General features: G+C 74.7%; 17 protein-coding genes and 1 pseudogene. 16 read left to right on the forward strand and 2 right to left on the reverse strand.

Annotated elements, in window-relative coordinates; translation table 11 throughout:
- Positions 1-120: 120 nt before the first annotated feature.
- Positions 121-2,115: a SpoIIE family protein phosphatase gene (locus HNR12_RS25345; protein ID WP_179769901.1), complete on the forward strand. Its 1,995-nt coding sequence runs from the start codon at positions 121-123 to the stop codon at positions 2,113-2,115.
- Positions 2,116-2,164: 49 nt separating this feature from the next.
- Positions 2,165-3,508 (forward strand): replication-associated recombination protein A, encoded by a 1,344-nt coding sequence (locus tag HNR12_RS25350; protein ID WP_179769902.1) that lies wholly within the window; start codon positions 2,165-2,167, stop codon positions 3,506-3,508.
- Between the two features lie 15 nt (positions 3,509-3,523).
- On the opposite strand, the gene HNR12_RS25355 is transcribed toward HNR12_RS25350, so the two are convergent.
- Positions 3,524-5,086 carry a serine/threonine-protein kinase gene (locus HNR12_RS25355; RefSeq protein WP_179769903.1) on the reverse strand — a complete coding sequence of 521 codons (1,563 nt, stop codon included), beginning with the start codon at positions 5,084-5,086 and terminating at the stop codon, positions 3,524-3,526.
- A gap of 326 nt (positions 5,087-5,412) precedes the next feature.
- Between HNR12_RS25355 and HNR12_RS25360 the strand changes: the two genes are divergently transcribed.
- From HNR12_RS25360 to HNR12_RS25385, 6 genes are all read left to right on the forward strand, one after another.
- The gene (locus HNR12_RS25360; RefSeq protein WP_179769904.1) at positions 5,413-5,808 is read left to right on the forward strand and encodes a DUF948 domain-containing protein; all 396 of its coding nucleotides are present in this window, start codon (positions 5,413-5,415) and stop codon (positions 5,806-5,808) included.
- Complete coding sequence (locus HNR12_RS25365; RefSeq protein ID WP_179769905.1) at positions 5,805-6,101, forward strand: DUF6167 family protein; 297 nt, start codon at positions 5,805-5,807, stop codon at positions 6,099-6,101. Before HNR12_RS25360 ends, HNR12_RS25365 begins: the two co-directional genes overlap by 4 nt.
- Complete coding sequence (gene alaS, locus HNR12_RS25370; RefSeq protein ID WP_179769906.1) at positions 6,101-8,773, forward strand: alanine--tRNA ligase; 2,673 nt, start codon at positions 6,101-6,103, stop codon at positions 8,771-8,773. The genes HNR12_RS25365 and alaS overlap by 1 nt, the downstream gene beginning before the upstream one ends.
- 85 nt (positions 8,774-8,858) lie before the next feature.
- Positions 8,859-9,338 (forward strand): Holliday junction resolvase RuvX, encoded by a 480-nt coding sequence (gene ruvX / locus HNR12_RS25375; protein ID WP_179769907.1) that lies wholly within the window; start codon positions 8,859-8,861, stop codon positions 9,336-9,338.
- On the forward strand, positions 9,335-11,746 hold the full coding sequence (gene mltG, locus HNR12_RS28810; RefSeq protein ID WP_246425171.1) for an endolytic transglycosylase MltG: 2,412 nt from the start codon (positions 9,335-9,337) through the stop codon (positions 11,744-11,746). The genes ruvX and mltG overlap by 4 nt, the downstream gene beginning before the upstream one ends.
- The gene (locus tag HNR12_RS25385) at positions 11,743-12,588 is read left to right on the forward strand and encodes a shikimate dehydrogenase (protein WP_179769908.1); all 846 of its coding nucleotides are present in this window, start codon (positions 11,743-11,745) and stop codon (positions 12,586-12,588) included. Before mltG ends, HNR12_RS25385 begins: the two co-directional genes overlap by 4 nt.
- Here the strand turns inward: HNR12_RS25385 and HNR12_RS25390 are convergent.
- Positions 12,585-13,462: pseudogene (locus tag HNR12_RS25390) on the reverse strand (IS5 family transposase). The gene HNR12_RS25385 and the pseudogene HNR12_RS25390 sit on opposite strands and share 4 nt — an antisense overlap.
- A 521-nt stretch (positions 13,463-13,983) precedes the next feature.
- On the opposite strand from HNR12_RS25390, the gene infC reads away from it, so the two are divergent.
- The 8 genes from infC (at position 13,984) to HNR12_RS25430 (ending at position 23,189) form a co-directional block, all read left to right on the forward strand.
- On the forward strand, positions 13,984-14,565 hold the full coding sequence (gene infC / locus HNR12_RS25395; protein ID WP_308118880.1) for a translation initiation factor IF-3: 582 nt from the start codon (positions 13,984-13,986) through the stop codon (positions 14,563-14,565).
- A gap of 180 nt (positions 14,566-14,745) precedes the next feature.
- Positions 14,746-14,952, forward strand: a complete 207-nt coding sequence (gene rpmI / locus HNR12_RS25400) for a 50S ribosomal protein L35 (RefSeq protein ID WP_179769909.1) — start codon at positions 14,746-14,748, stop codon at positions 14,950-14,952.
- 104 nt (positions 14,953-15,056) lie between these two features.
- Positions 15,057-15,437 (forward strand): 50S ribosomal protein L20, encoded by a 381-nt coding sequence (gene rplT, locus HNR12_RS25405; RefSeq protein WP_179769910.1) that lies wholly within the window; start codon positions 15,057-15,059, stop codon positions 15,435-15,437.
- A 31-nt stretch (positions 15,438-15,468) separates the two neighbouring features.
- Positions 15,469-16,308, forward strand: coding sequence for a TrmH family RNA methyltransferase (locus HNR12_RS25410; protein ID WP_179769911.1), 840 nt, complete (start codon positions 15,469-15,471; stop codon positions 16,306-16,308).
- 273 nt (positions 16,309-16,581) lie between these two features.
- Positions 16,582-17,688, forward strand: a complete 1,107-nt coding sequence (locus HNR12_RS25415) for a sensor histidine kinase (protein ID WP_179769912.1) — start codon at positions 16,582-16,584, stop codon at positions 17,686-17,688.
- 126 nt (positions 17,689-17,814) lie between these two features.
- Positions 17,815-18,933 (forward strand): phenylalanine--tRNA ligase subunit alpha, encoded by a 1,119-nt coding sequence (gene pheS / locus HNR12_RS25420; protein WP_179769913.1) that lies wholly within the window; start codon positions 17,815-17,817, stop codon positions 18,931-18,933.
- Positions 18,933-21,437, forward strand: coding sequence for a phenylalanine--tRNA ligase subunit beta (gene pheT, locus HNR12_RS25425; RefSeq protein WP_179769914.1), 2,505 nt, complete (start codon positions 18,933-18,935; stop codon positions 21,435-21,437). Before pheS ends, pheT begins: the two co-directional genes overlap by 1 nt.
- Before the next feature lie 525 nt (positions 21,438-21,962).
- Complete coding sequence (locus HNR12_RS25430; protein WP_179770909.1) at positions 21,963-23,189, forward strand: aminotransferase family protein; 1,227 nt, start codon at positions 21,963-21,965, stop codon at positions 23,187-23,189.
- Positions 23,190-23,523 lie beyond the last annotated feature (334 nt).

The following is a 23,523-nucleotide window of genomic DNA, read 5'->3' on the forward strand; positions in this document are numbered from 1 at the left end:
GCGCTTCACCTGCGCGGACTGGGGGACCGGTCGCTAGACTGAGCCGAATCGGATGTCCGAGGGAGGAGCGCGCGGCCCGCGTGAATAGGACATTCGTAAAGATACAGGGATGATCGACTTGTGAACGGTGCAACCGGCTCTACCGACGGCTTCGCGGAGCGGCCCGACATCGCGTTCGCCTCGGCTCCCGCCGCCATGGTCGTCGCCGATCGCGCGGGCGGCGTCACGCTCACCAACCGCGCCTTCGCCGATTTCACCGGGCAGGACCCCGGCGGCGTCCTCGGACGCCCCTGGCCCGAGGTCGTCGCGGGCGGCGACCCCGACGCCGCGTGGGCCCTGCACCGGGCGGCCCTCGGCGACACCCTCGCGCAGCATCGCAGCCTCGTGGTGACCTCCTACGGCGGAATCCCGCACCGCGTGGTCGCCGAGGCCCGCGCCCTGCCCGCCGGCGGCCCCGAGGGCACGCCCTCCGGGGTCGTCATCGTGTTCCGCGAACCCCTGCGCGAGGAGGAGACCCTCCGCGTCATCAGCGAGCTGCGCACTGAGAACGCCGACACCGCCCTGTGGACCCTGGACCTGCGCACCGGCCGCCTGCAGGAGCTGTTCGGCCCCTCGCCGCTGGGCCGGCTGCTCGTCGGCAAGGCGCGCGGCCTCGAAGAGGTCCTCGCCCGGGTGCACCGCGACGACATCGCCCGCGTCCGCGACGCCATGGAGGCCAGCCAGCAGGGCCGCGACTACGAGCAGCGGTTCCGCATGTTCGACGAGGTCGGCGACGAGCGCTCCCTGCACGCCCGCGCCCGCTACGTCGGCGGCGAGCGGCCCCGCCTCATCGGCATCATCGACGACGTCACCGAGCACGTCCAGCTCATCCGCCGCCTGGCCGACCGCCGCCGCATCGAGGCCGCGCAGGGCCGGCAGGTCACCGACCTCGCCGCCAAGCTCGTCTCGGCCACCACCGTCGACGAGGTCACCGGCCTGCTCACCGACGAGTTCGCGCCCATCTTCGGCGGCGCCGGCGCCAGCGTCATGCTGGTCGAGGACGGCCGCCTGCGCGCCTCGCCCCCGGCCACCGCCGACCCCGTCGAGCCCATGGGCATGGCCGACGGCTACGACGCCGCCGACATCTCCCACCCCATGGGCGCCGTGGTCCAGGACCGCCAGCCCCGGTTCTTCGAGAGCCGCGCCGAGATCCTGGAGCGGTTCCCCGCCGTGGCCGAGGTCCTGCACCGCACCAGCGCGCAGTCCTGGGCCACCATCCCCATCTTCGGCGACCGCCGCGTGGCGCTGGGCGTGTGGCAGGTCGCCTGGGGCGAGCCGCACCACGCCACCCCCGACGAGCGCGCCCTCATGCTCACCCTCGCCGGGCTGGCCGGCCAGGCCCTCCAGCGGGTCCGCCGCCAGCAGGAGGAGCAGCAGCTCGCCGACGCCATCCAGCAGCGCATGCTGCCGCCGCAGATCGAGGAGTTCCCCGACCTGCGCATCGCCGTGCGCTACCTGCCCTCCCGCGCCGGGTGGCGGGTCTGCGGCGACTTCTACGACGTCATCCGGCTGCCCGGCCGCCGCGTCGGCCTCGTCGTCGGCGACGTCCAGGGCCACGGCGTCGAGGCCGCGGCCGCCATGGGCCAGATCCGGGTGGCCTTCCGCGCCTACGCCACCAACCAGGTCGACCCCGGCGTGGTGCTGGCCGAGACCAACCGGCTGCTCACCGAGACCGGCGAGATCGTCTTCGCCACCTGCGGCTACCTCGTGCTCGACCTCGACACCGGCGAGATGCAGGCGGCCTGGGCCGGGCAGCCGCCCGCCGTCATCGCCACGCCCTCCGGCTACGACCTCTGGGAGCCCGAGACCGGCCCGCCCGTGGGCGTGGACGCCGACAGCAAGTACCCCGTCACCACCCGCTGGCTGCGCGCCGGCGACACCCTGCTCATGTGCTCCGACGGCCTCGTGGAGAACTCCGAGGTCGCCATGGAGGAGGGCCTGCGCATGGTCGCCGAGGACCTGTGCGCCAAGTCCGGCGACGTCGAGGCCGCGGCCACCTCGCTCATCGAGCTGGCGCCGGCCGGCCGCAACGACGACATCGCCCTGCTCATCGCGCGGATGGCCGACCGCGGCTAGAGCCGCCCGGCGTGCCCGTGCCCCCGGCGCGCTCGCTTAGGCTGGTCGCGTGTCCGAAACACTGTTCGACGACGCCGGAGCCGAGGCCCAGCGCGCGCAGGAGCCGCTGGCCGTGCGGATGCGCCCGCGCACCCTGGACGAGGTCGTCGGGCAGGCCCACCTCCTGGGCGAGGGCAGCCCGCTGCGCCGCCTGGTCGAGGACGACGCGCCCATGTCGCTGTTCCTGTGGGGCCCGCCCGGCACCGGCAAGACCACCCTGGCCACCGTCGTCAGCCGCGCCACGCGGCGCCGCTTCGTGGAGCTGTCGGCCGTCAGCGCCGGGGTCAAGGACGTCCGCGCCGTCATCGACGACGCCCGCCGCCAGATGGGCATGCGCGGCACCCGCACCCTGCTGTTCGTGGACGAGGTCCACCGCTTCAGCAAGACCCAGCAGGACGCCCTGCTGCCGGCCGTGGAGAACCGCTGGGTCAGCTTCATCGGCGCCACCACCGAGAACCCGTTCTTCTCCGTGGTCAGTCCGCTGCTGTCCCGCTCGCTGCTGCTCACCCTGGAGTCCCTGGGCGACGACGATGTCCGCGGCGTCCTTGACCGCGCCCTCACCGACGAGCGCGGACTCCAGGGCCGCTACACCCTCGCCGAGGACGCCGCCGACCAGCTCGTGCGGCTCGCCGGGGGCGACGCCCGCCGCTCGCTGACCTACCTGGAGGCCGCCGCCCTCGTGGCCGGCGGGCGCACCGAGATCACCGTCGCCGACGTCGAGCGCGCCGTGGACCGCCACGCCGTCCGCTACGACCGCACCGGCGACCAGCACTACGACGTCATCAGCGCCTTCATCAAGAGCATGCGCGGCAGCGACCCCGACGCCGCACTGCACTACCTGGCGCGCATGATCGAGGCCGGCGAGGACCCCCGGTTCATCGCCCGCCGCATCGTCGTGCACGCCAGCGAGGACGTCGGCATGGCCGACCCCACCGCCCTGCAGACCGCCGTCGCCGCCGCCCAGGCCGTGGAGCTGATCGGGCTGCCCGAGGCGCGCATCAACCTCGCCCAGGCGGTCATCCACATCGCGCTGGCGCCCAAGTCCAACGCCGTGGTGAGCGCCATCGACGCCGCCATGGCCGACGTCCGCAAGGGCCTGGCCGGGCCGGTGCCCGCGCACCTGCGCGACGCCCACTACAAGGGCGCCCGCGAACTCGGCCACGGCGCCGGCTACAAGTACGCCCACGACCACCCCGGCGGGGTGGCCGCCCAGCGCTACGCGCCCGACCCCGTGGCCGGCCGCGAGTACTACACCCCCACCACCCACGGCGCCGAGCGGCGCTACGGCGAGGTGCTCCAGCGCATCAAGGAGGTCCTGCGCTCCGCCGACGACGGCGGCGGGCCCCGCCGCTGAGCGCGGCCCGGCCGGCTAGTCCGGCGGCGTGGGGTAGACCTCGGTGATCCGCACCGCCTCGGGCGGGCCGTCGCCCTCGGGCTCGGCCAGCTCCAGCTCGGCGATCACCGGCCGGCCCCACTGCAGGTAGGAGACGAAGTCCGGCCCGGTCACCGGGTAGGTGCCCCGGTCGTCCTCGATGTGGCCGGGCCCCGGCACGCAGAACTGCGCGCACAGCACCTCGGTCTCGGCCGTGATCACCGTCTCGCCGACCGCGTCCTCGCTCACCGGGACCCACTGCGCGCTCCAGTCCTCGGGCGCGATGGTGGCCGCCGGGGTCGCCGGCGCGTCGGGCGCGGGCTCCACCCGCGTGTAGACCCACGGCCCCTCGGCGCCGCCGGTCTGTTCGGCGGGGTCGAACCGCACGATCAGCTCGCCCGGTTCGGCCGGGGCGTCGGCGGAGGGCGACGCCGTGGGCCCGGGCTCGGGCGCCGGGGCGGCCGGCCCGCCCAGCGCCGCGTAGGCGGCGTAGGCGCCGCCCGCGATCAGCGCCAGCCCCACGGCCGCACCGCCCGCCACCAGGCCCGTGCGCCCCCGTCTGCGGCGCCGGCCGTCGTCGAGGTGGATCACCCGCGGCAGCAGCCCGGGGTCGGGGATGCCCCGCCACTCCCGCGACAGCACCTGCGTGACGGCCGTCCCCTGCACCGGCGGCGCGCCCGCCCCGCTGATGGCCTCCCACGCCGCGATGGCCGACCCCAGCAGCTCGCGCACCGAGGGCCGCGCGGCGGGGTCGGCGGCCAGCGCCCGCCGCACGATCGGCCGCAGCTCCTCGGGCACCTCCGCCAGCCGCGGGGAGTCCGCGGCGGGCGTCCCGGTCTCCGCGCCGCCGGTACCGCCGGCGCCCCCGTCCCCGGCGCCTCCGCCGTCCACCGGGGGATGTCCCGTGGCGGCGAACACCACCAGCGCGCCCCAGGAGTAGACGTCGGCGGCCGTGCTCGGCGGCCCGCCCGCCAGCCGCTCGGGGGCCGTCCACGGGCCCGCCGTGCGCCGCAGCAGCTCGCCGTGGCCCGGCAGCGCGCAGTCCAGCACCCGCGGGCCGGTGGCGCACAGCACCACGTTGGCCGGCTTGAGGTCGCCGTAGGCGAGGTCGCGGCGGTGCAGCGCCGACAGGCCCTCGGCCAGGGTCGCCGCCAGCGCGATGAGCCGGCCCTGCCCCAGCGGCCCGTGCTCGGCGATGAACGTGTCCAGCCGCACACCCGAGACGTAGGCCATGGCCAGCCACGGCTGCGCGGCCTCGGCGTCGAAGACGGCCGGCGGCACGTAGCAGCGGCCGTCCGCGCCCGCCAGCGCCGCCAGGCGCTCCCGCAGGCGGGCCCGCGTGGGCTCGTCCTCCACCGCCCAGGGGTGCAGCACCTTCACCGCCGTCAGCGGCTCCCCGGTGGTGCGGGGGTCGACCGCCGCGAACACGGTGCCCGTGGCCCCCGCGCCGATCCGCCCGATCACCAGGTAGGGACCCACGGAGGAGGGGTCGCCCGGTGCCAGGGGGGCGAGGTCGGGGGGGACCAGGACGGAGATCTCGCGCTCGGCGGAGGGACTCATGGAATTCCTGTCTGCACGGGAAGGGGGGCGCCAACAAGGACCGCTGAGGACCGTGGCGAAACGCTCGCCCCCTGATTCTGCGGCATCGGCGGGGCCGCGTCGATGCGTCCCCGCGCGGCGTCGCGCCCGGTGCCCGCACGGCCACGCAACGCGCGGGGCGCCGCGCGGGCGGCGCCTTGCCCGGACACGGTAGGGTCGGCGTATTCGGATCTCCGCACTCCGACGGATCGGCCGAAACGAGCGGGCCGCCGCCGGACACCCGAGGCGGACTCCCCCCGGCACCGCCGCTGGAGATCGCACCACCCCGATTCGCCTACGGAGCCCGCATGCTGACCGCAGGAGAGGTTGCCGCGCTCATCGCGGCGGTGGTCTGGACAGTACTGGTCGCGTTCATGTGCGTGGCCCTGGTGAAGCTCACCCGGCTGCTGTCCGAGACCACGAAGGTCGTCGCGGAGTTCGGCGAGCGCGCCCGGCCCATGCTCGACGACCTCGCCGGCACCGTCGAGCGCACCGGCGCGTCGCTGGACCGGGTCGAGGAGATCACCGCCAACCTCGCCACCACGACCGAGGACGTGTCGACCGTGACCGCGCTGACCCGCTCGGTCGTGACCGGCCCGCTGGTCAAGGTGGCGTCGTTCTCCTACGGCGTGCGCCGCGTCCTGGGCCAGCGCCGCGCCCTGGCGCTGGTGCGCGGGCGCCGCCGCAGAAGGGAGCGCCGGTGATCCCCCGCCTGTTCTACCTAGTCGCAGGTGCCGCCCTCGGCGGGTATGTTGTGCACAAGCTCAACCGCACCGCTCAAGCCTGGAGCCCGGCGGGAATCGCCGACCGCGTCGAGGACCACGTCGCCGACTACCGCGCCGCCCTCCGCGAGTTCAACGAAGACGTCCAGGCCGCCATGGAGCGGCGCGAGGCCGAGCTGCGACGCCAGTACGGCGCGGGCCCCACCACACCTGCGGGCCGAGCCAGCCAACCCCGTGGCGCGATCGGCGCCCCCGACCAGAAGGACGGCCGCTGATGGAGACGGCAGAAATCGCTCGCCGCTTCCTCGCATTCTTCGAGAACAACGGGCACACCGTGGTGCCCTCGGCCAGCCTGGTCGCCGAGGACCCGACCCTGCTGCTGGTCAACGCCGGCATGGTGCCGTTCAAGCCGTACTTCCTCGGCCAGCGCACCCCGCCCTTCGACCGCGCCACCAGCGCGCAGAAGTGCGTGCGCACCAAGGACATCGAAGAGGTCGGCAAGACCGCCCGCCACGCGTCCTTCTTCCAGATGCTGGGCAACTTCTCCTTCGGCGACTACTTCAAGGAGCAGGCCATCCCCCTGGCCTGGCGCCTGCTGACGTCCTCGGTCGCCGACGGCGGGTTCGGCTTCGACCCCGAGAGGCTGTGGGTCACCGTCTACCTCGACGACGACGAGGCCGAGGCCATCTGGCGCGACACGGTCGGCGTGCCCCCCGAGCGCATCCAGCGCCGCGGCATGGAGGACAACTTCTGGTCCATGGGCGTGCCCGGCCCCTGCGGTCCCTGCTCGGAGATCTACTTCGACCGCGGCCCCGCCTACGGCGCCGAGGGCGGCCCCATCGCCGACGAGAACCGCTACCTTGAGGTCTGGAACCTCGTGTTCATGCAGTACGAGCGCGGGCCCGGGGAGTCCAAGACCGACTTCGAGATCCTCGGCGACCTCCCCAAGAAGAACATCGACACCGGCATGGGCCTGGAGCGCATGGCCGCGATCCTCCAGGGCGTCGAGAACATCTACGAGACCGACACCCTGGGCCGCATCCTGCGCCGCGCCGCCGAGCTGACCGGCACCGTCTACGGCGACGACGACCGCGCCGACGTCAGCCTGCGCGTCGTCGCCGACCACATGCGCACCGCCACCATGCTCGTCTCCGACGGCGTGCGCCCCGGCAACGAGAAGCGCGGCTACGTGCTGCGCCGGATTCTGCGCCGCTCCGTGCGCAACCTGCGGCTGCTCTCCGGCGACGACAAGCTCTACCTGCACGACCTCACCGACACCGCCATCGAGGCCATGGGCGAGATGTACGCCGAGCTGCGCACCGGCGCCGACGCCATCCACAGCGTCATCGACGCCGAGGAGCGCAACTTCGCCGACACCCTGCGCTCGGGCACCGCGCTGTTCAACCGCGCCGCCGAGAAGACCCGCGCCACCGGCGGCACCACGGTCTCGGGCGCCGACGCCTTCCAGCTCCACGACACCTACGGCTTCCCCATCGACCTCACCCTGGAGATGGCCGCCGAGCAGGGCCTGCGCGTCGACGAGGACACCTTCCGCTCCCTGATGGCCGAGCAGCGCGAGACCGCCAAGCGCGACGCCAAGGCCAAGAAGCTCGGCAACGCCGACATCAGCGTCTACGCCCGCCTGCTCGACGGCTCGGGCGCCACCGACTTCCTCGGCTACACCGACCACGAGAGCGAGGCCCGCGTGCTGGGCCTCATCGTCGACGGCGCCTCGGCCACCGCCGCCTCGGCCGGCCAGAGCGTCGAACTCGTCCTGGACCGCACCCCCTTCTACGCCGAGGGCGGCGGCCAGCTCGCCGACAAGGGCACCGTCACCGCCGAGGGCCGCGGGGTCGTCGACGTCGACGACGTCCAGCGCCCGCTCCCCGGCCTGTTCGTGCACCGGGGCACCGTCCGCGAGGGCCGGATCACCGTCGACGACCGCGTGCACGCCGCCATCGACACCGACCGCCGCGCCGCGGTGTCGCGGTCCCACTCGGCCACCCACCTCATCCACTCCGCGCTGCGCAACGCGCTGGGCCCCACCGCCGGCCAGGCCGGCTCGGAGAACCAGCCCGGCCGGCTGCGGTTCGACTTCACCGCCAGCAAGCCGCTGAGCACCGCCGAGCTGACCGAGGTCGAGGACGAGGTCAACACCGTCCTGCTCGACGACATCCAGGTCCGCGACTTCCAGACCTCCATCGACGAGGCCCTGGCCATGGGCGCGCTGGCCATGTTCGGCGAGAAGTACGGCGACCGGGTCCGCGTCGTGGAGATGAGCGACTACTCCCGCGAGCTGTGCGGCGGCACCCACGTCGGCGCCACCGGCCAGCTCGGCGTGGTCAAGCTGCTGGGGGAGTCCTCGGTGGGCTCGGGCGTGCGCCGCGTCGAGGCCGCCGTGGGCATCGACGCCTTCCGCCGCCTCTCCCGGGAGTCCCTGCTGGTGGGCCAGCTCTCCGAGCAGCTCAAGACCCCGCGTGAGGACCTCCCCGAGCGCATCGACTCCATCGTCGGCCGGCTGCGCGCCGCCGAGAAGGAGATCGAGCGCCTGCGCTCGGCCCAGGTGCTGGAGGCCGCCGCCGGACTGGCCGCCGCCGCCACCACCCGGGGCGCCGCCCTGTTCGTCGGCCACCGCGCGCCCGACGGCACCACCGCCGACGACCTCCGCCGCCTGGCCACCGACGTCCGCCAGCGCCTGGGCGAGGACCGCCCGGCCGTGGTCGCCGTGGCCGCCGTGCCCAAGGACCGCCCGGTCGTGGTCATCGCGGTGAACAAGGCCGGCCAGCGGCAGGGGCTCAAGGCCGGCGACCTCGTGGGCACCGCGGCCCGCGCCCTCGGCGGCGGAGGCGGCGGCAAGCCCGACCTCGCCCAGGGCGGCGGCAGCGACCCCGCGGCCGTCGAGACCGCCCTCGGCGCGGTCGAGCAGCAGGTCGCGCAGACCGCGTGACCGCGCGCGGCGAGAAAGGACACCCCATGATCCGGCTCCTTCTCCGAACCGCCGCTCCCCGCCGCCTCGTGGGGGAGCCCGTTTCTTGAGGCACGGAGTACGCATCGCGGTCGATCCCGGCGGCACCCGGATCGGGATCGCCCGCAGCGATCCCAGCGGCCTGCTGGCGACCCCCGTGGAGACCGTGCGCCGCGGCGCCGGCGACCTCGACCGCATCGCCCACCTGGTGGCCGAGCACGAGGCGTGCGAGGTCGTCGTCGGCTACCCCGCCTCCCTCTCCGGGGAGGCGGGGCCCGCCGCCCGCAGGTCCCGCTCCTTCGCCGCGGCCCTGGCGCGCAGGATCGCGCCGGTGCCGGTGCGGCTCGTCGACGAGCGGCTGACCACGGTCACCGCCGCCGACCAGCTCCGCCAGGGCGCCTCGATGGGCGCCCGCGGCGCGCGCGGCGGCCGGGCCCGCCGCGCCGTCATCGACCAGGCCGCCGCCACGGTACTGCTGCAGAGCGCCCTCGACACCGAGCGGCACACCGGCCGCCCACCCGGTGAGACCATCGGGGAGACCGCATGAGCGACCGCACCCCCTACGACGACTCCGAGACCGGCCACGGCCGGCGGGGCCGCCGGCGCCGCCCGCCCGAAGGCGGCTCCGACCCGCTGACCGACCCCTGGCCGCGGACCGGCCCGCCCGCTGCGGGCGGGCGCCAGGTCGCCGATCCGCTCACCGACCCCTGGCCGGCGCGCGCCTCCGCGCACTCCCGCCCGGTGGTCGACCCGCTGACCGACCCCTGGCCCGGCCGCGCCGAACCCGGCCGCCCCGGCCCGGGCACCGACCTGCCCACGCGGCCCAGCGCCTTCGACAGCGAGGCCGAGCTGCCGACCCGGCCGCGCCGCTGGAGCCCTGACGCCGGTGCCCCGGCGGCACCGGCCGACACCGACCCCGCCGCGCGCCCGCGCGGCCGCCGCCACCGCGCGCCCGAGGCGCCCGACGACGCCGGCACCGGCCCGCACACCGCGCCCTCCGCCGCCGTCGAGGACACCGCCGCGCCGCGCGGCCGCCGCCGGCGGGGGCGCGTGGACGAGGCCGAGGAGCACCTGGCCTGGACCCGGCCCGCGCCCGGCGAGGACGAGGAGTTCCACCCCGTGCCGCCGCGCACGCTGGACTTCGACTCCGTGCCGGTGCGCCGCAAGCGGCCCCGCGACACCGACGACGACGCCCGCTCCGGGCGGCGGCGCCGCCGGGCCGAGACCAACCCGTTCCCGGCGGCCGACCCCGAGCCCGACGACGGGCGGGGGCGCCGGCGCCGCCGCGCCGAGACCGACCCCTTCCCGGCCGAGGCCGCGCCGGAGGACGACCAGCCCGCGGGCCGCCGGCGCCGCCGCGGCGACACCGGCCCGCTGCCCGCCGCCGACGACCCCGCCCCGCGCGGCGGCCGCCGCCGGCGCGGGGCCGACACCGACCCCTTCGGGGCCGACGCCGACCCCGCCGCGCCCCGCCGCGCCGAGGGCGCGGCGGGCGGTGGCCACCGCCGCGACCGCCACGACACCGGCGCCCTGGAGCGCTACCCCGACTTCGTCGCCCAGGCCGGGTTCGCCTCGGCCGCGGCACCGGCCGAGGCCGCCCCGGGTGAGGCCGGGACCGACCTCGCCGACGAGCCCGCGCCCCGGGGCCGCCGCGCCCGCGGCGGCGATCCGGACGGCCGCGCCGCCGCGCCGGCGCGCCGCAGGCGGGCCCGCGGCGCCGATCCCGGGCCCGACGACACCGACACCGCCGAGGAGCACGGCGCGGCCCCCGCCGACGACGAGGACGACGACCGCCCCCGCCGGTCCCGGCGCGGCGGCCGCCGCGCCGCGCGCGCCGGGAGCGCTCCAGACCCCGACGGCGAGACCCCCGCCCCGGGCGGCCGCCGCGCCGCGCGCCGGGCCCGGACCGCCCGCTCCCGGCCCCGCAAGGGCGTGACCGTGGTGGTGGCCCTGGCCCTGGTCACCGGGGTGGGCGCCGGCGGGTTCGCGCTCGGCCGCACCTACCTGTTCCCGCCCGACTACGAGGGTGAGGGCAGCGGCTCGGTCGAGATCGTGGTCGAGGAGGGCGCCACCGGGCAGGCCATCGCCGACGAACTGGTCGCCCAGGGGGTCGTCGCCAGCCCGGGCGCGTTCCTCAACGCGCTGGGCTCCCACGGCGGCAACGTCGCGCCCGGCACCTACCGGCTGCACGAGCAGATGAGCGGCGACGCCGCCGTGGAGCTGCTGATGGACCCCTCCGCGCGGCTCCAGGCCCACATCACCTTCAAGGAGGGCCTGCGCGCCGACGAGGTGCTGCGGCTGCTCCACGAGAACACCGGCATCCCCATGGAGGAGTTGCGCGCCGCCCTGGAGGACACCGAGGCGCTGGGCCTGCCCGACTACGCCGAGCAGGGCGCCGAGGGCTACCTGTTCCCCGACACCTACGACATGCCCGCCGACGCCGACGCCTCGGCGCTGCTGCGGCGCATGGTCGACCGGTTCCACGAGGTCGCCGAGGACGTCGACCTGGAGGACGCCGCCGCCGAGCGCAACCTCACGCCCAACGAGGCCATGGCGGTCGCCGCGATCGTCCAGGCGGAGTCGGGCTCGGCCGAGGACATGCCCAAGGTCGCCCGCGTGGTCTACAACCGGCTCGAAGCCGTCATGGAGCTGGGCATGGACAGCACCTGCTTCTACGTCATCGGCGAGTACGGCATCGCACTGACCAACGACCAGCTCGCCGAGTGCAAGGCCGCTGACAGCGAGTACGCCACCTACGGCCGCACCGGCCTGCCGGCCGGGCCCATCGTCAGCCCCGGCCGGCAGGCCATCGAGGCGGCGCTGAACCCCGCCGAGGGGGAGTGGCTGTACTTCGTGGCCACCGACCCCGAGAACGGCGTCACCGAGTTCGCCGAGACCTACGAGGAATTCGAGCAGCTCAAGCTGGAGTTCGAGCAGAATCGAGGAGACCTGTGAGACGCGCGGCGGTCCTGGGCTCGCCGATCGCCCACTCCCTGTCGCCGGTGCTGCACACGGCGGCCTACACCGCGCTGGGCCTGGACGGGGAGTGGACCTACTCCCGCCACGAGTGCGCCGAGCCCGGCCTGGCCGCCTTCCTGGCCGAGTGCGACGCCTCCTGGGCCGGCCTGTCGCTGACCATGCCGCTCAAGCGCGCCGCGCTGGAGCTGGCCGACGAGGCCGACGCCGCCGCCCAGGAGGTCGGCGGCGCCAACACGCTGGTGTTCGCCGGCGGCCGGCGCCGTGCCTACAACACCGACGTCCACGGGATCACCGCCGCGCTGGCCGAGCGGGGCGTGCACCGGGTCGCCTCGGCGGCGGTGCTGGGCGGCGGCGCCACCGCCGCCTCGGCCGTCGCCGCGCTGCGCGACCTGGGCGCCACCGCTGAGGGCGCCGTGACCGTGCTGGCCCGCGACCCCGCGCGCGCCGGGGGCGTGGTGGCCGCCGCCGAACGCCTGAAGACGCGCGTGTCCGTGGCGCCGCTCGCCGACATCGGCCGGCACCTGGGGGTGGACCTGGTGGTCTCCACCCTGCCCTCGGGTGCGGCCGACCCCTACGCCGCCGAGCTGGCCGGCAGCGGCGCGGCGCTGTTCGACGTGGTCTACGCCCCCTGGCCCACGGCGGCGGCCGCCGCCGTCGAGGCCGCCGGGGGCACCGTGGTCGGCGGGTTCGCGATGCTGCTGCACCAGGCCGCCCGGCAGGTGGAGCTGATGACCGGTGCCGAGCGCGCGCCGGTGGCGGCCATGCGCGAGGCCGGGCTGGCCGAGTTGGCGCGGCGCGCCGCGTCCGGCGGCGCCTAGGCAGTGTTTGTTGAACGGGTAAGGTCGCGCAGCCAGATTCTGATCGAGGCCACCTGGACGGTGCCCTCGAAGATCACGGCCCGCTTGTCATAGCGGGTGGCCACCGCGCGGTTCTGCTTGAGCAGGTTGATCGCGCGCTCGACGGTGTTGCGCAAGCGGTAGGCCTCCCGGTCGAAGGACGGGGGCCTGCCGCCCGCCGAACCGCGCCGCAGCCGGTTGGCCCGCTGGTCGGCGGGCTCGGCGATGGTCGCCTTGGTCTTGCGCCGGCGCAGGTAGGACCGGTTGGCGCGGCTGGAGTAGGCCTTATCGCCCAGCAACCGGTCCAGGCGGGTGCGCGCCCGCCCCCCGGAGCGCGCCAGGCGCAGCCGCTCCAGCAGAGGCCGCAGCATCACCGTGTCGGCGTGCTGGCCGGGGGTGAGGGCCAGGACCAGCGGCCGCCGGCGGGTGTCGGCGATCAGGTGGATCTTGGTGGACCAGCCGCCCCGCGAGCGCCCGAGTGCTTGGGCCCTGTCCCCTTCGTCCCGGGCCGCCTCCCCTTTTTTGGGGCTCCGGCGGCGTGGTGGTGGGCGCGGATCACGGTGGAGTCGATACCGGCGGTGAGTTCGGCGCCGGTGAGGGCGTCGATGCGCAGCCGGTCGGCGATGCGCTGCCAGGTGCCGTCCAGGCACCAGCGGCGGTGGCGTCCGGCGGCGGTTTCCCAGGGGCCGTAGCGTTCGGGCAGGTCGCGCCAGGGGATGCCTGTCCTGGTGCGGTAGAGGATGGCGTTGATGACGCGGCGGTGGTCGGCCCACCGCTTGCCTTTGCGGGGGTGGGCGGGCATGAGCGGGGCGAGCAGGTCCCACTCGGCGTCGGTGAGTTCATGGCGTCGGACCATGAATCCCAAGGATTACCGAAGACCAGCCCGCCCCGCAGACCTTTCAAAAAACAGGACCTAGCCCCCATGCCTTCCGACAACGCGCGGCAGGCCCCATGGCGCGGGCGGTTCGGGGAATAGCGCCCCGGCCGGCGGCGTTGGCAGGGGTGGTTGCCACCCGGCCGCCCGGTGCGGTACTGGGTAGGGCGGATTTCCTGATAGAGTGGTGTTCTGACTTGATCCGGCGCGCCAAGCGCCGGACACGCGTAAGCGGAGGCGGATCCTCCCACCTGCCGGGGCGCAGCTCCGGGCGGGTTCCGGTCGGCGGCGCACCAGTGGGTGTGCCGTAGTCGTCGGCAACGGCGGCTCACGCGTCGCGGCGGTGGCGGTTCGCCCCGCCGGTCCCGACGCGTACCGGTGGATCACCCCGCTTGCACACCGCTGGCGGGGTTTTCGCTTTCAGGGTCCGCGTACGGACCGGGTGGCCCCCCATAGGAATTACGACAAAGCTAGGGAGGGGTCCCATCAGCGCCGAGCCCCGCATCAATGACCGAATCCGGGTGGCCGAGGTCCGACTCGTCGGACCCAACGGAGAGCAGGTCGGCATCGTCCCGGTGCAGGACGCCCTGCGCCTGGCCGAGGAGGCCCAGCTCGACCTCGTCGAGGTCGCGCCCACGGCCCGCCCGCCGGTCGCCAAGCTGATGGACTACGGCAAGTACAAGTACGAGTCCGCGGTCAAGGCGCGCGAGTCGCGCCGGAACCAGTCGAACACGATCATCAAGGAGATCAAGCTCCGCCCCAAGATCGACCCGCACGACTACGAGACCAAGAAGGGTCACGTCGTCCGGTTCCTCAAGGGCGGGGACAAGGTCAAGGTGACGATCATGTTCCGCGGTCGCGAGCAGTCCCGTCCCGAACTGGGGCGCCGCCTGCTGGCCCGCCTGGCGGAGGACGTCCAGGACCTGGGCGCGGTGGAGTCCCAGCCCAAGCAGGACGGCCGCAACATGGTCATGGTGATCGGCCCCCACAAGCGGCGGTCCGAGCACAAGGCCGAGGCCCGCGCGGCCGGCCCCCGACCCCGGCGCGAGCAGCGCCAGGAGGAGCAGGCCGGGCAGGGCAGCTGACTCGCGGCCGACGCCGGCCGTAGGCGTCAGCCCGGAGTACGTTGATGCACCGCGGTGTACCACCGTCGCCATCGGCGGCGGCGGTACACCGCGGCGTGCCGATGTGCTGTGCCCACAGTAGCCGCGCCACCACAAACCCGGTGGCGCCGATCGATGAGCAGGTAGGAGACGACGGCGATCATGTCGAAGAGTAAGAACAAGACGCACAGCGGCGCCAGCAGGCGCTTCCGCGTGACCGGCTCGGGCAAGATCATGCGCCTCCGCGCCAACAAGAACCACTTGCTGGAGCACAAGCCGAGCAAGCGCACCCGACGCATCTCCGGCCAGGTCGAGCTGGCCCAGAACGACGTCAAGAAGATCAAGAAGCTTCTCGGCAACCGCGCCTAGAGCCGGACCGTTCCTTCCACACCCTTCGACAGCGCCGGGAACCGGCGGGCGACCCCTGCCCCCTCCGCGGACGCGTCGGATGTCCAACCACTAAGGGAGTCACAGTGGCACGCGTGAAGCGGGCTCTCAACGCCAAGAAGAAGCGCCGGGTCGTCCTCGAGCGGGCCAGCGGCTACCGCGGCCAGCGTTCGCGGCTGTACCGCAAGGCCAAGGAGCAGATGCTCCACTCGATGACCTACTCCTACCGGGACCGCAAGGACCGCAAGGGGCAGTTCCGCCGGCTGTGGATCCAGCGCATCAACGCCGGTGCGCGCGCCCACGGCCTGACCTACAACCGCTTCATGCAGGGCCTCAAGGCCGCCGGCATCGAGGTCGACCGCCGCATGCTCGCCGAACTGGCCGTCAACGACGAGGCCGCCTTCGCCGCCCTCGTCACGACCGCCAAGGACGCCCTGCCCGGCGACATCAAGCAGACCGCGGCCTGAGCCCGGTCGCAGCACAGGGACGTCGCAAGCCATGGCGGGCCACGAGTTCACCAGCGCCAGGTCACCCCGGATCAAGGGGGCTCGTCGGCTCGCCAAGCGCGCGTTCCGCCAGCGTGAGCGGCGCTTCCTCGCCGAGGGCCCGCAGGCCGTACGCGAGGCGCTGGCGGCGCCCGGCGGGGTGCACGAGCTGTTCACCACCGCCGAGGCCGCCCAGCGCCACGCGGACCTGGCCGACGCCGCGCACGCGCGCGGGATCCCCGTCCACCGGGTGAGCCTGGAGGTCATGGCCGAACTGGCCCAGACCGTCACCCCCCAGGGCCTGCTCGCGGTGTGCGACTTCGTCGACGTGGGCCTGGCCGACGTCGGCGAGATCCGCCTGGCCGCGGTGCTCTCGCACGTGCGCGACCCCGGCAACGCCGGGACCGTCGTGCGCACCGCCGACGCGGCCGGCGCCGACGTCGTCGTCTTCACCGACGCCTCGGTCGATCCCTACAACGGCAAGTGCGTGCGCGCCTCGGCCGGGAGCCTGTTCCACCTGCCCATCGTGGTGGGCGTGCCCGTCGCCGAGGCGGTGGCGCACCTGCGGGCCGCCGGCGCCCGCGTCTTCGCCGCCGACGGCGGCGGCGAGCGCGACCTGCACGCCGTGGCCGACTCCGGGGGCCTCGACGGCCCCGTGGGCTGGGTGTTCGGCAACGAGGCGTGGGGCCTGCCCGAGGAGACCGTGGCGCTGACCGACGGCGCCGTCAGCGTCCCCATTTACGGCTCGGCGGAAAGCCTGAATCTGGCCACGGCCGCCGCCGTGTGCCTGTACACCACCGCGCGCCAGCAGCGCGCGGGCGCGCCCGCCGCGGGCCACGCGGGCGGGGCCTAGCCCGCTGCGGTCCGCCCGCCGCCCGGGGCGCTCGGACCGGCCCGCCGGGACCCGCCCGCCCCGGAGCCGCCGCCGTTTCCGCGCCATCCCGCGTATGCCCAGCTTTTCCCGCGTTCGGCGGGTTGCCCGCCTCCCCCGTATTGCCGATACGCTCAAGCTCTCATCCACGAGCCGCCGGTGAGGGGCGCGCACGGCGCCTCACAGCCACAGCGGCGGGCACTGCCGAGCGTAGCGGGCGGTGTCCGCGGGTAATGATCTCCGGCGGGCGGTCACATGAGGCATGGGGAGGCGGTCGTGGGCGGCGACCAACCAGGGGAGCGATCCGGCGCGGACCCGCAGGGCGCGGCTCCCGTGCTCACGGCCGAGGACCTGCCCGACGGCCTGGTCGTGGCCGACCGCGCCGGCCGCGTCGTCACCTTCAACCGCATGGCCGCCCGGCTGGCGCGGGTGCCCGCCGAGTCCGCGCTGGGCCGCGACTTCCGCGACGTGCTCGCCCTGCACGACTCCGACGGCCGCGACTGGTGGAAGTGCAGCGACCCCTACGGCGGGCTGCGCACCCGCACCCGCCAGCCCGAGCGGCCGCTGTTCCTGGTCGACGGCCGCGAGATCCTGGTGGCCGCGCGCTACGTCCGCGACACCCCCGGCGGCGAGCTGTCGCGGCTGGTGATCACCCTGCGCGACGCCTCCCACCGCGCGCGCGGCGAACGCGGCCGCGCCGACCTGGTCTCCACCGTCGCCCACGAGCTGCGCTCGCCGCTGACCAGCGTCAAGGGGTTCACCGCCACCCTGCTGGGCAAGTGGGACCGCCTCACCGACAAGCAGAAGATCTTCATGCTGGAGACCGTCAACGCCGACGCCGACCGCGTCACCCGGCTCATCACCGAGCTGCTGAGCGTGTCGCGCATCGAGGCGGGCCGGCTGGAGATCCGCAAGCAGGTGGTCGACCTGCCCGACCTCGCCCGCAAACTCGTGGCCGGGCGGGTGGCGGCGGGGGAGCCCGCCGAACGCTACCGGCTCGACGTCCGCGGCCCGCTGCCCGAGCTGTGGCTGGACGCCGACAAGATCGAGCAGATCCTCGCCAACCTGGTGGAAAACGCGGTGCGCCACGGCGCTGGTACTGTCACCATTGTGATCGAGCCCTACGAGGACGGAGCCGTGGTGCTGGTACGCGACGAAGGCAAGGGCATCGCGCCCGAGGCCGTTCCGCGTGTCTTCCGCCGGTTCTGGCGCACCCGGCGCCGCGGCGGCACCGGCCTGGGGCTGTTCATCGTCAAGGGCCTGATCGAGGCCCACGGCGGCGCGATCACGGTCGGCCGCGCGCCCAGCGGCGGTGCCGAGTTCCGATTTACCGTGCCCGCCGGCACCCCCGAGTTCGCCTGAGAGGGCGCGTTAGGGCGGCACCGCGGCGGGCGGTCTCCACCAGGTTCCTGTCGGCTTGAGCCCCCGCGTGTGCGGTGGGCCGTAACGGCCGCCCGCGTCCCGCGCGCGGCGGCGAGGCGATCAATCATGTCAGCACCCAACAACTCATACGATCCGGTCGAGGTGACCCCGCTCAGCCCCGACGAGGTCGCCCGCATGCGCGACGAGGCCCTGGCCGCCGTCGCCGCCGCGGCCGACCTCGACCAGCTCAAGGCCGCGCGGCTGGCCCACGCCGGCGACCGCTCCCCGCTGGCCCTGGCCAACCGCGAGATCGGCGCGCTGCCGCCGGCGGCCCGCGCCGAGGCGGGCAAGCGCGTCGGCGGCGCCCGCCGCGACATCGGCGAGGCGCTCAAGCGCCGCCAGGCCGAGCTGGAGGAGGAGCGCGACGCCCGCGTCCTGGTCGAGGAGGCGGTCGACGTCACCCTGCCCACCCGCCGCTCCACCCCCGGCGGGCGCCACCCGGTGACCACGGTGGCCGAGCGCATGGCCGACATCTTTGTGGCCATGGGCTTCGACGTCGCCGAGGGCCCCGAGGTCGAGGCCGAGTGGTTCAACTTCGACGCGCTCAACTTCCTGCCCGACCACCCCGCGCGCACCATGCAGGACACCTTCTTCGTGGAGTCGCCCTCCGGGGGCGACTCCCGGACGGTCCTGCGCACCCACACCTCCCCGGTGCAGGTGCGCGCCCTGGTCGAGCGCGAGCTGCCCGTCTACGTCGTGGCGCCGGGCACCACCTACCGCACCGACGAGCTGGACGCCACCCACACCCCCGTCTTCCACCAGCTCGAAGGGCTGGTCGTGGACGAGGGCATCACCATGGGCCACCTGCGCGGCGCCATCGACGCCTTCGTCGACGGCATGTTCGGCAGCGGGCTGCGCACGCGGTTCCGGCCCTCCTACTTCCCCTTCACCGAGCCCTCCGCCGAGGTCGACATGGAGTGCTTCGTGTGCCGCGGCGCCTCGGTCGGCGACCCCGCCAACCCCTGCCGCACCTGCTCCTCGGAGGGCTGGATCGAGCTGGGCGGCTGCGGGATCGTCAACCCGCGCGTGCTCACCGCCGCCGGGGTGGACACCGACCGCTACAGCGGCTGGGCCTTCGGCCTGGGCGTGGAGCGCTCGCTGATGTTCGCCCACGGCGTGGCCGACATGCACGACATGGTCGAGGGTGACGTCCGCTTCACCGCGGCGTTCGGGATGGAGATCTGATGCGCGTCCCCGTTTCCTGGCTCAGGGAGTACACCGACCTGCCCGAGGGCACCACCGCCCGCGAGCTGGCGGCCCGGCTGATCGCGCTCGGGCTGGAGGTCGAGACCGTCGACGCGGTCGGCGCCGACATCACCGGGCCGATCCACGTCGGCCGGGTGCTGGAGATTGAGGAGCTGACCGGCTTCAAGAAGCCGATCCGCTACTGCCGGGTGGACGTCGGCGCGGCCAACGGCACCGGCGAGCCGCAGAACATCATCTGCGGCGCGCGCAACTTCGCCGAAGGCGACCTGGTGGTGGTGGCGCTGCCCGGCAGCGAGCTGCCGGGCGGGTTCGCCATCGGGGCCCGCAAGACCTACGGCCGCGTCTCCGAGGGCATGATCTGCTCGGCCTCGGAGCTGGCCCTGTGGGAGGACCACGCGGGCATCATCGTGCTGCCCGAGGGCGCCGCCGCGCCCGGCGACGACGCCTACGCGCTGCTGGGGCTGCGCGAGGACGTCCTCGACATCGCCGTCACCCCCGACCGCGGCTACGCGCTGTCGGTGCGGGGCGTGGCGCGCGAGGCCGCCGCGGCCTACGGCACCGCCTTCCGCGACCCCGCCGACGTCGAGGCCGACGGCGCGCCCGGCGGCGGGCACCCGGCGTCGGTGGCCGACCCGGCGGTGTGCGACCGCTACGTGCTGCGCGGGGTCACCGGGTTCGACCCCGAGGCGCCCACGCCGCTGTGGATGAAGCGCCGCCTGGCCCTGACCGGGGTGCGGTCGGTCTCGCTGGCCGTGGACATCACCAACTACGTGATGATGGAGCTGGGCCAGCCGCTGCACGCCTGGGACCGCGACGCGGTGCGCGGGCCCATCGAGGTCCGCCTGGCCCGGCCGGGCGAGCGGCTGGAGACCCTCGACCACGTCAAGCGGACACTGGACCCCGACGACATCGTCATCGCCGACGAGTCCGGGCCGATCAACATCGCCGGCGTCATGGGCGGGCTGACCACCGAGATCGGGCTCAACTCCACCAACGTGCTCATCGAGGCGGCCCACTTCGCCGAGACCCACATCGCCCGCGCGTCGCGCCGCCACCAGCTCTCCTCGGAGTCCTCGCGCCGCTTCGAGCGGGGGGTGGACTCCGCGCTCCAGCTCGCGGCGGCCACCCGCGCGGTGCGGCTGCTGGCCGAGCTGGGCGGGGGAGCGGTCGAGCCCGGCTACACCCACATCGACACCACCGCGCCGCGCGCGCCCATCGCCGTCGCGGCCGACCACCCCTCCCGCGTGGCCGGGGTGGAGTACCCGCGCGAGCGGGTGCGGGAGCGGCTGGCGCAGGTGGGGTGCGCGGTCGAGGCCGACGGCGACACGCTGCGCGTGGTCCCGCCCACCTGGCGGCCCGACCTCACCGACCCCAACGACCTCGCCGAGGAGGTCATCCGGCTGGAGGGCTATGACGCGATCCCCTCCATCGCGCCGCGCGCGCGGGCCGGCCACGGGCTGACCCCCGAGCAGCGGCTGCGCCGCACGGTGGGCCGCAAACTCGCCGCCACCGGGTTCGCCGAGGTCATGGCCTACCCGTTCGTGGGTGTGCGCGACTTCGACAACCTCCAGTTGCCGGCCGACGACGTCCGCCGCACCGCGCTGAAGCTGGCCAACCCGCTGAACGACGACGAGCCGCTGCTGCGCACCACGCTGCTGCCGGGCCTGCTCAAGGCGCTGGTCCGCAACGTGGGGCGCGGGTTCGGCGACCTCGCGCTCTACGAGATCGGCCCGGTGTTCCTGCCCCGGCCCGGCGCCCCCGACCGGGCGCCGATGCCCCCGGTCGACCGCGGTCCCACGGCCGAGGAGCTGGCCGCGCTGCAGACCGCGCTGCCCGAGCAGCCGCGCCGGGTGGCGGCCGTCATGGCGGGCCACCGCGACCTGCCCGGCTGGTGGGGTGCGGGCCGCGCCGCCACCTGGGCCGACGCGGTCGAGACCGCGCGCGAGGTCGCCCGGCTGGCCAACGCCGAGCTGACCGTGCGGGCCGCCCAGTACGCGCCCTGGCACCCGGGCCGCTGCGCCGCGCTGTACGTCGCCGACGCGGCGGCCGAGGGCGGCGAGCGGCTGGTGGGCCACGCGGGTGAGCTGCACCCGCGCGTGGTCGCCGCCTTCGGCCTGCCCGAGCGCACGGTCGCCGTGGAGCTGGACCTCGACGCCGTCGGCGCGGCGGGCGCTCCGGTGCGGGCGCCGCTGGTGTCGGGCTACCCGGTGGCGCTGCAGGACGTCGCCCTGGTGGTGTCCGACTCCGTGCCGGCGGCCGACGTCGAACGCGCGCTGCGCGAGGGCGCGGGCGCGCTGCTGGAGGACGTCCGGTTGTTCGACGTCTACACCGGCGCCCAGGTGGGGGAGGGGCGGCGCTCGCTCGCCTACGCGCTGCGGTTCCGCGCGCCCGACCGCACGCTGAAGACCGAGGAGATCGCGGCGGCCCGCGACGCCGCCGTGGCCGCGGCGGCCGAGCGCACCGGCGCGGTGCTGCGCGGCTGAGGCGGGGCGCCCCGCGGCGCCCGGGTGTGGGCGGTGCGGGGCGCCGGCCCGCTGCGCGCCGCCGCCCGCGAAGGCGGGTGAGCAGCCGAGACCAGCGGAGGACGGCGGACACACAGGGCTCCGGCCTCCCGCGCCGGGGCGCACGGCCCCGTCCCACCCGGTCCACGACCGGATGGGGCGGGGCCAAAACCTGTTGCGGCAACTTTTTTTTCCGCCCGTTTTCCCTGCTGGGGCGGGGTTTTGGCAAGCACGTGCACGGGTACCGCGCATGATCCCTGTTAATCGGGGGAGACTTCTTTGTTTCGCCTCTTGCTCGCGGCGCTTCATAGAACTTAACCTGCAGGCACCTGCCGCGATCCGGATCCCGGGCACTCGCGGAACGGCTGTTTCATTCGGCGTTTTTCTGCATGCGTTCGCACGCACGCTCGGCTCGGAGGTCGCTTCATGACCGAAACAGTGGTTTCGTATGCGCGCACACCGCTAGAGCGGGTGGAGCCCAGCCGCTTCTGGCACACGTTCAGCGATATGTACTCGGTCTCGCAGGGGCCGAAGTTCGTCGTGGCCCGCGCTGAGGGCCCGTGGCTGTGGGACGACAACGGCGACCGCTACCTCGACGGCACCGCCAGCCTCTGGTACTGCAACGTCGGCCACGGCCGCACCGAGATCGCCGACGCGGTCCACCGCCAGTTGACCCAGCTCGACGCGTTCACCGTCTACGGCGACTTCGCCAACGCCCCGGCCCTGGAGCTGAGCGAGCGCCTGGCCGCGCACGCCCCCGTCGCCGATCCCCGGGTGATCCTCACCTGCGGCGGAGGGGAGTCCATCGAGACCGCGGCCAAACTGGCGCGGCGCTACTGGGCGGCGCTGGGCCGGCCCGGCAAGACCCACTTCATCAGCCGCACCGGGGGCTACCACGGCCTGCACGGGGTGGGCACCAGCATCATCGGCATGGACCGCTTCCGCACCGGGTTCGGCACCATGGTGCGCGAGAACTCCGTGGTGCCGCACGACTCCGTGCGGGCGCTGGAGGAGGAGATCCTGCGGGTGGGGCCGGACCGGGTGGCCGCCTTCTTCGCCGAGCCGGTGATCGGCTCGGGCGGGGTCTACGCCGTCGACGCCGAGTACTTCGCCGGGGTCTCGGAGGTCTGCCGCCGGTACGGGGTGCTGTTCGTCGTGGACAGCGTGATCTGCGCCTTCGCCCGCATGGGCAACTGGTTCGGCATCGAGCGCTACGGCGTGCGCCCCGACATGATCGTCTTCGCCAAGGGCGTGTCCAGCGGCTACCTGCCGCTGGGCGGCGTCATCACCAGCGGCGCGATCGCCGAGCCGTTCTGGGACCGGCCGGGCAACCCGTTCCACCACGGCACCACCTACGCCGGGCACCCCACGTGCTGCGCGGCCGCGCTGGCCAACCTCGACATCCTGGAGCGCGAGGACCTGTTCACGGTGGCACTGGAGGTGGAGTCCCAGCTCGACGCTGCCATGCGCACGCTGGCCGACCACCCGCTGGTGCGCGAGGTCCGCTCGGGCACCGGGGTGATGGCGGCGGTGCAGCTCACCGAGGAGGCGCTGGAGCAGCGCGGGATCACCACCGCCGAGGTCTTCGCCGAGGCCCGCGCCCGCGGCGTGATCCTGCGCGCGATCCCGCACTCGCTGCTGGTGTCGCCGCCGCTCGTCATCACCTGGGAGCAGATCGACCACCTGGTGTCGACCCTGCGCGCCGCGCTGGACGCTGTCGCCCAGCGGCACTAGCGCGGGCGGGCGGCGCCGCCGTCGGGAGCCGCGGCGACCTGCAAAGACCCGTGGCGACCCGCGGCGAGCGCCGTCCGTCCGAAGGCCGTATCCCCGGCGCCCGGGGTGCGGCGGGCCACCGGCCCGTCGTGCCCCGGGCGCCGGCGTGCGTGGGGAGGATGTGTGCGGGAGGGCGTGCGGGAGGGTGCGGACGGGTGGGGCGGGAGCGGCGGGGAGAAGGTCGCCTGCCCGCGTTGTCCCTTTCTGGGAAGATATTTCCTTGTGATAAGTTTTATGTCGTACAATCGACACCACGTAGCGTTCCCCGCCGGCCCCGCAGCCGTCAGCCGGAGAG

It is taken from the genome of Streptomonospora nanhaiensis (genome assembly GCF_013410565.1).
Taxonomy (GTDB): domain Bacteria; phylum Actinomycetota; class Actinomycetes; order Streptosporangiales; family Streptosporangiaceae; genus Streptomonospora; species Streptomonospora nanhaiensis.

Excerpts from the sequence above, each read along its gene's own strand:
- HNR12_RS25355 (WP_179769903.1), bottom strand. The coding sequence starts at position 5,086 with ATGAGTCCCTCCGCCGAGCGCGAGATCTCCGTCCTGGTCCCCCCCGAC.
- alaS (WP_179769906.1), top strand. The coding sequence starts at position 6,101 with ATGGAGACGGCAGAAATCGCTCGCCGCTTCCTCGCATTCTTCGAGAAC.
- pheT (WP_179769914.1), top strand. The coding sequence starts at position 18,933 with ATGCGCGTCCCCGTTTCCTGGCTCAGGGAGTACACCGACCTGCCCGAG.
- mltG (WP_246425171.1), top strand. The coding sequence starts at position 9,335 with ATGAGCGACCGCACCCCCTACGACGACTCCGAGACCGGCCACGGCCGG.
- HNR12_RS25360 (WP_179769904.1), top strand. The coding sequence starts at position 5,413 with ATGCTGACCGCAGGAGAGGTTGCCGCGCTCATCGCGGCGGTGGTCTGG.
- pheS (WP_179769913.1), top strand. The coding sequence starts at position 17,815 with ATGTCAGCACCCAACAACTCATACGATCCGGTCGAGGTGACCCCGCTC.
- HNR12_RS25410 (WP_179769911.1), top strand. The coding sequence starts at position 15,469 with ATGGCGGGCCACGAGTTCACCAGCGCCAGGTCACCCCGGATCAAGGGG.
- HNR12_RS25430 (WP_179770909.1), top strand. The coding sequence starts at position 21,963 with ATGTACTCGGTCTCGCAGGGGCCGAAGTTCGTCGTGGCCCGCGCTGAG.
- rpmI (WP_179769909.1), top strand. The coding sequence starts at position 14,746 with ATGTCGAAGAGTAAGAACAAGACGCACAGCGGCGCCAGCAGGCGCTTC.
- HNR12_RS25415 (WP_179769912.1), top strand. The coding sequence starts at position 16,582 with ATGAGGCATGGGGAGGCGGTCGTGGGCGGCGACCAACCAGGGGAGCGA.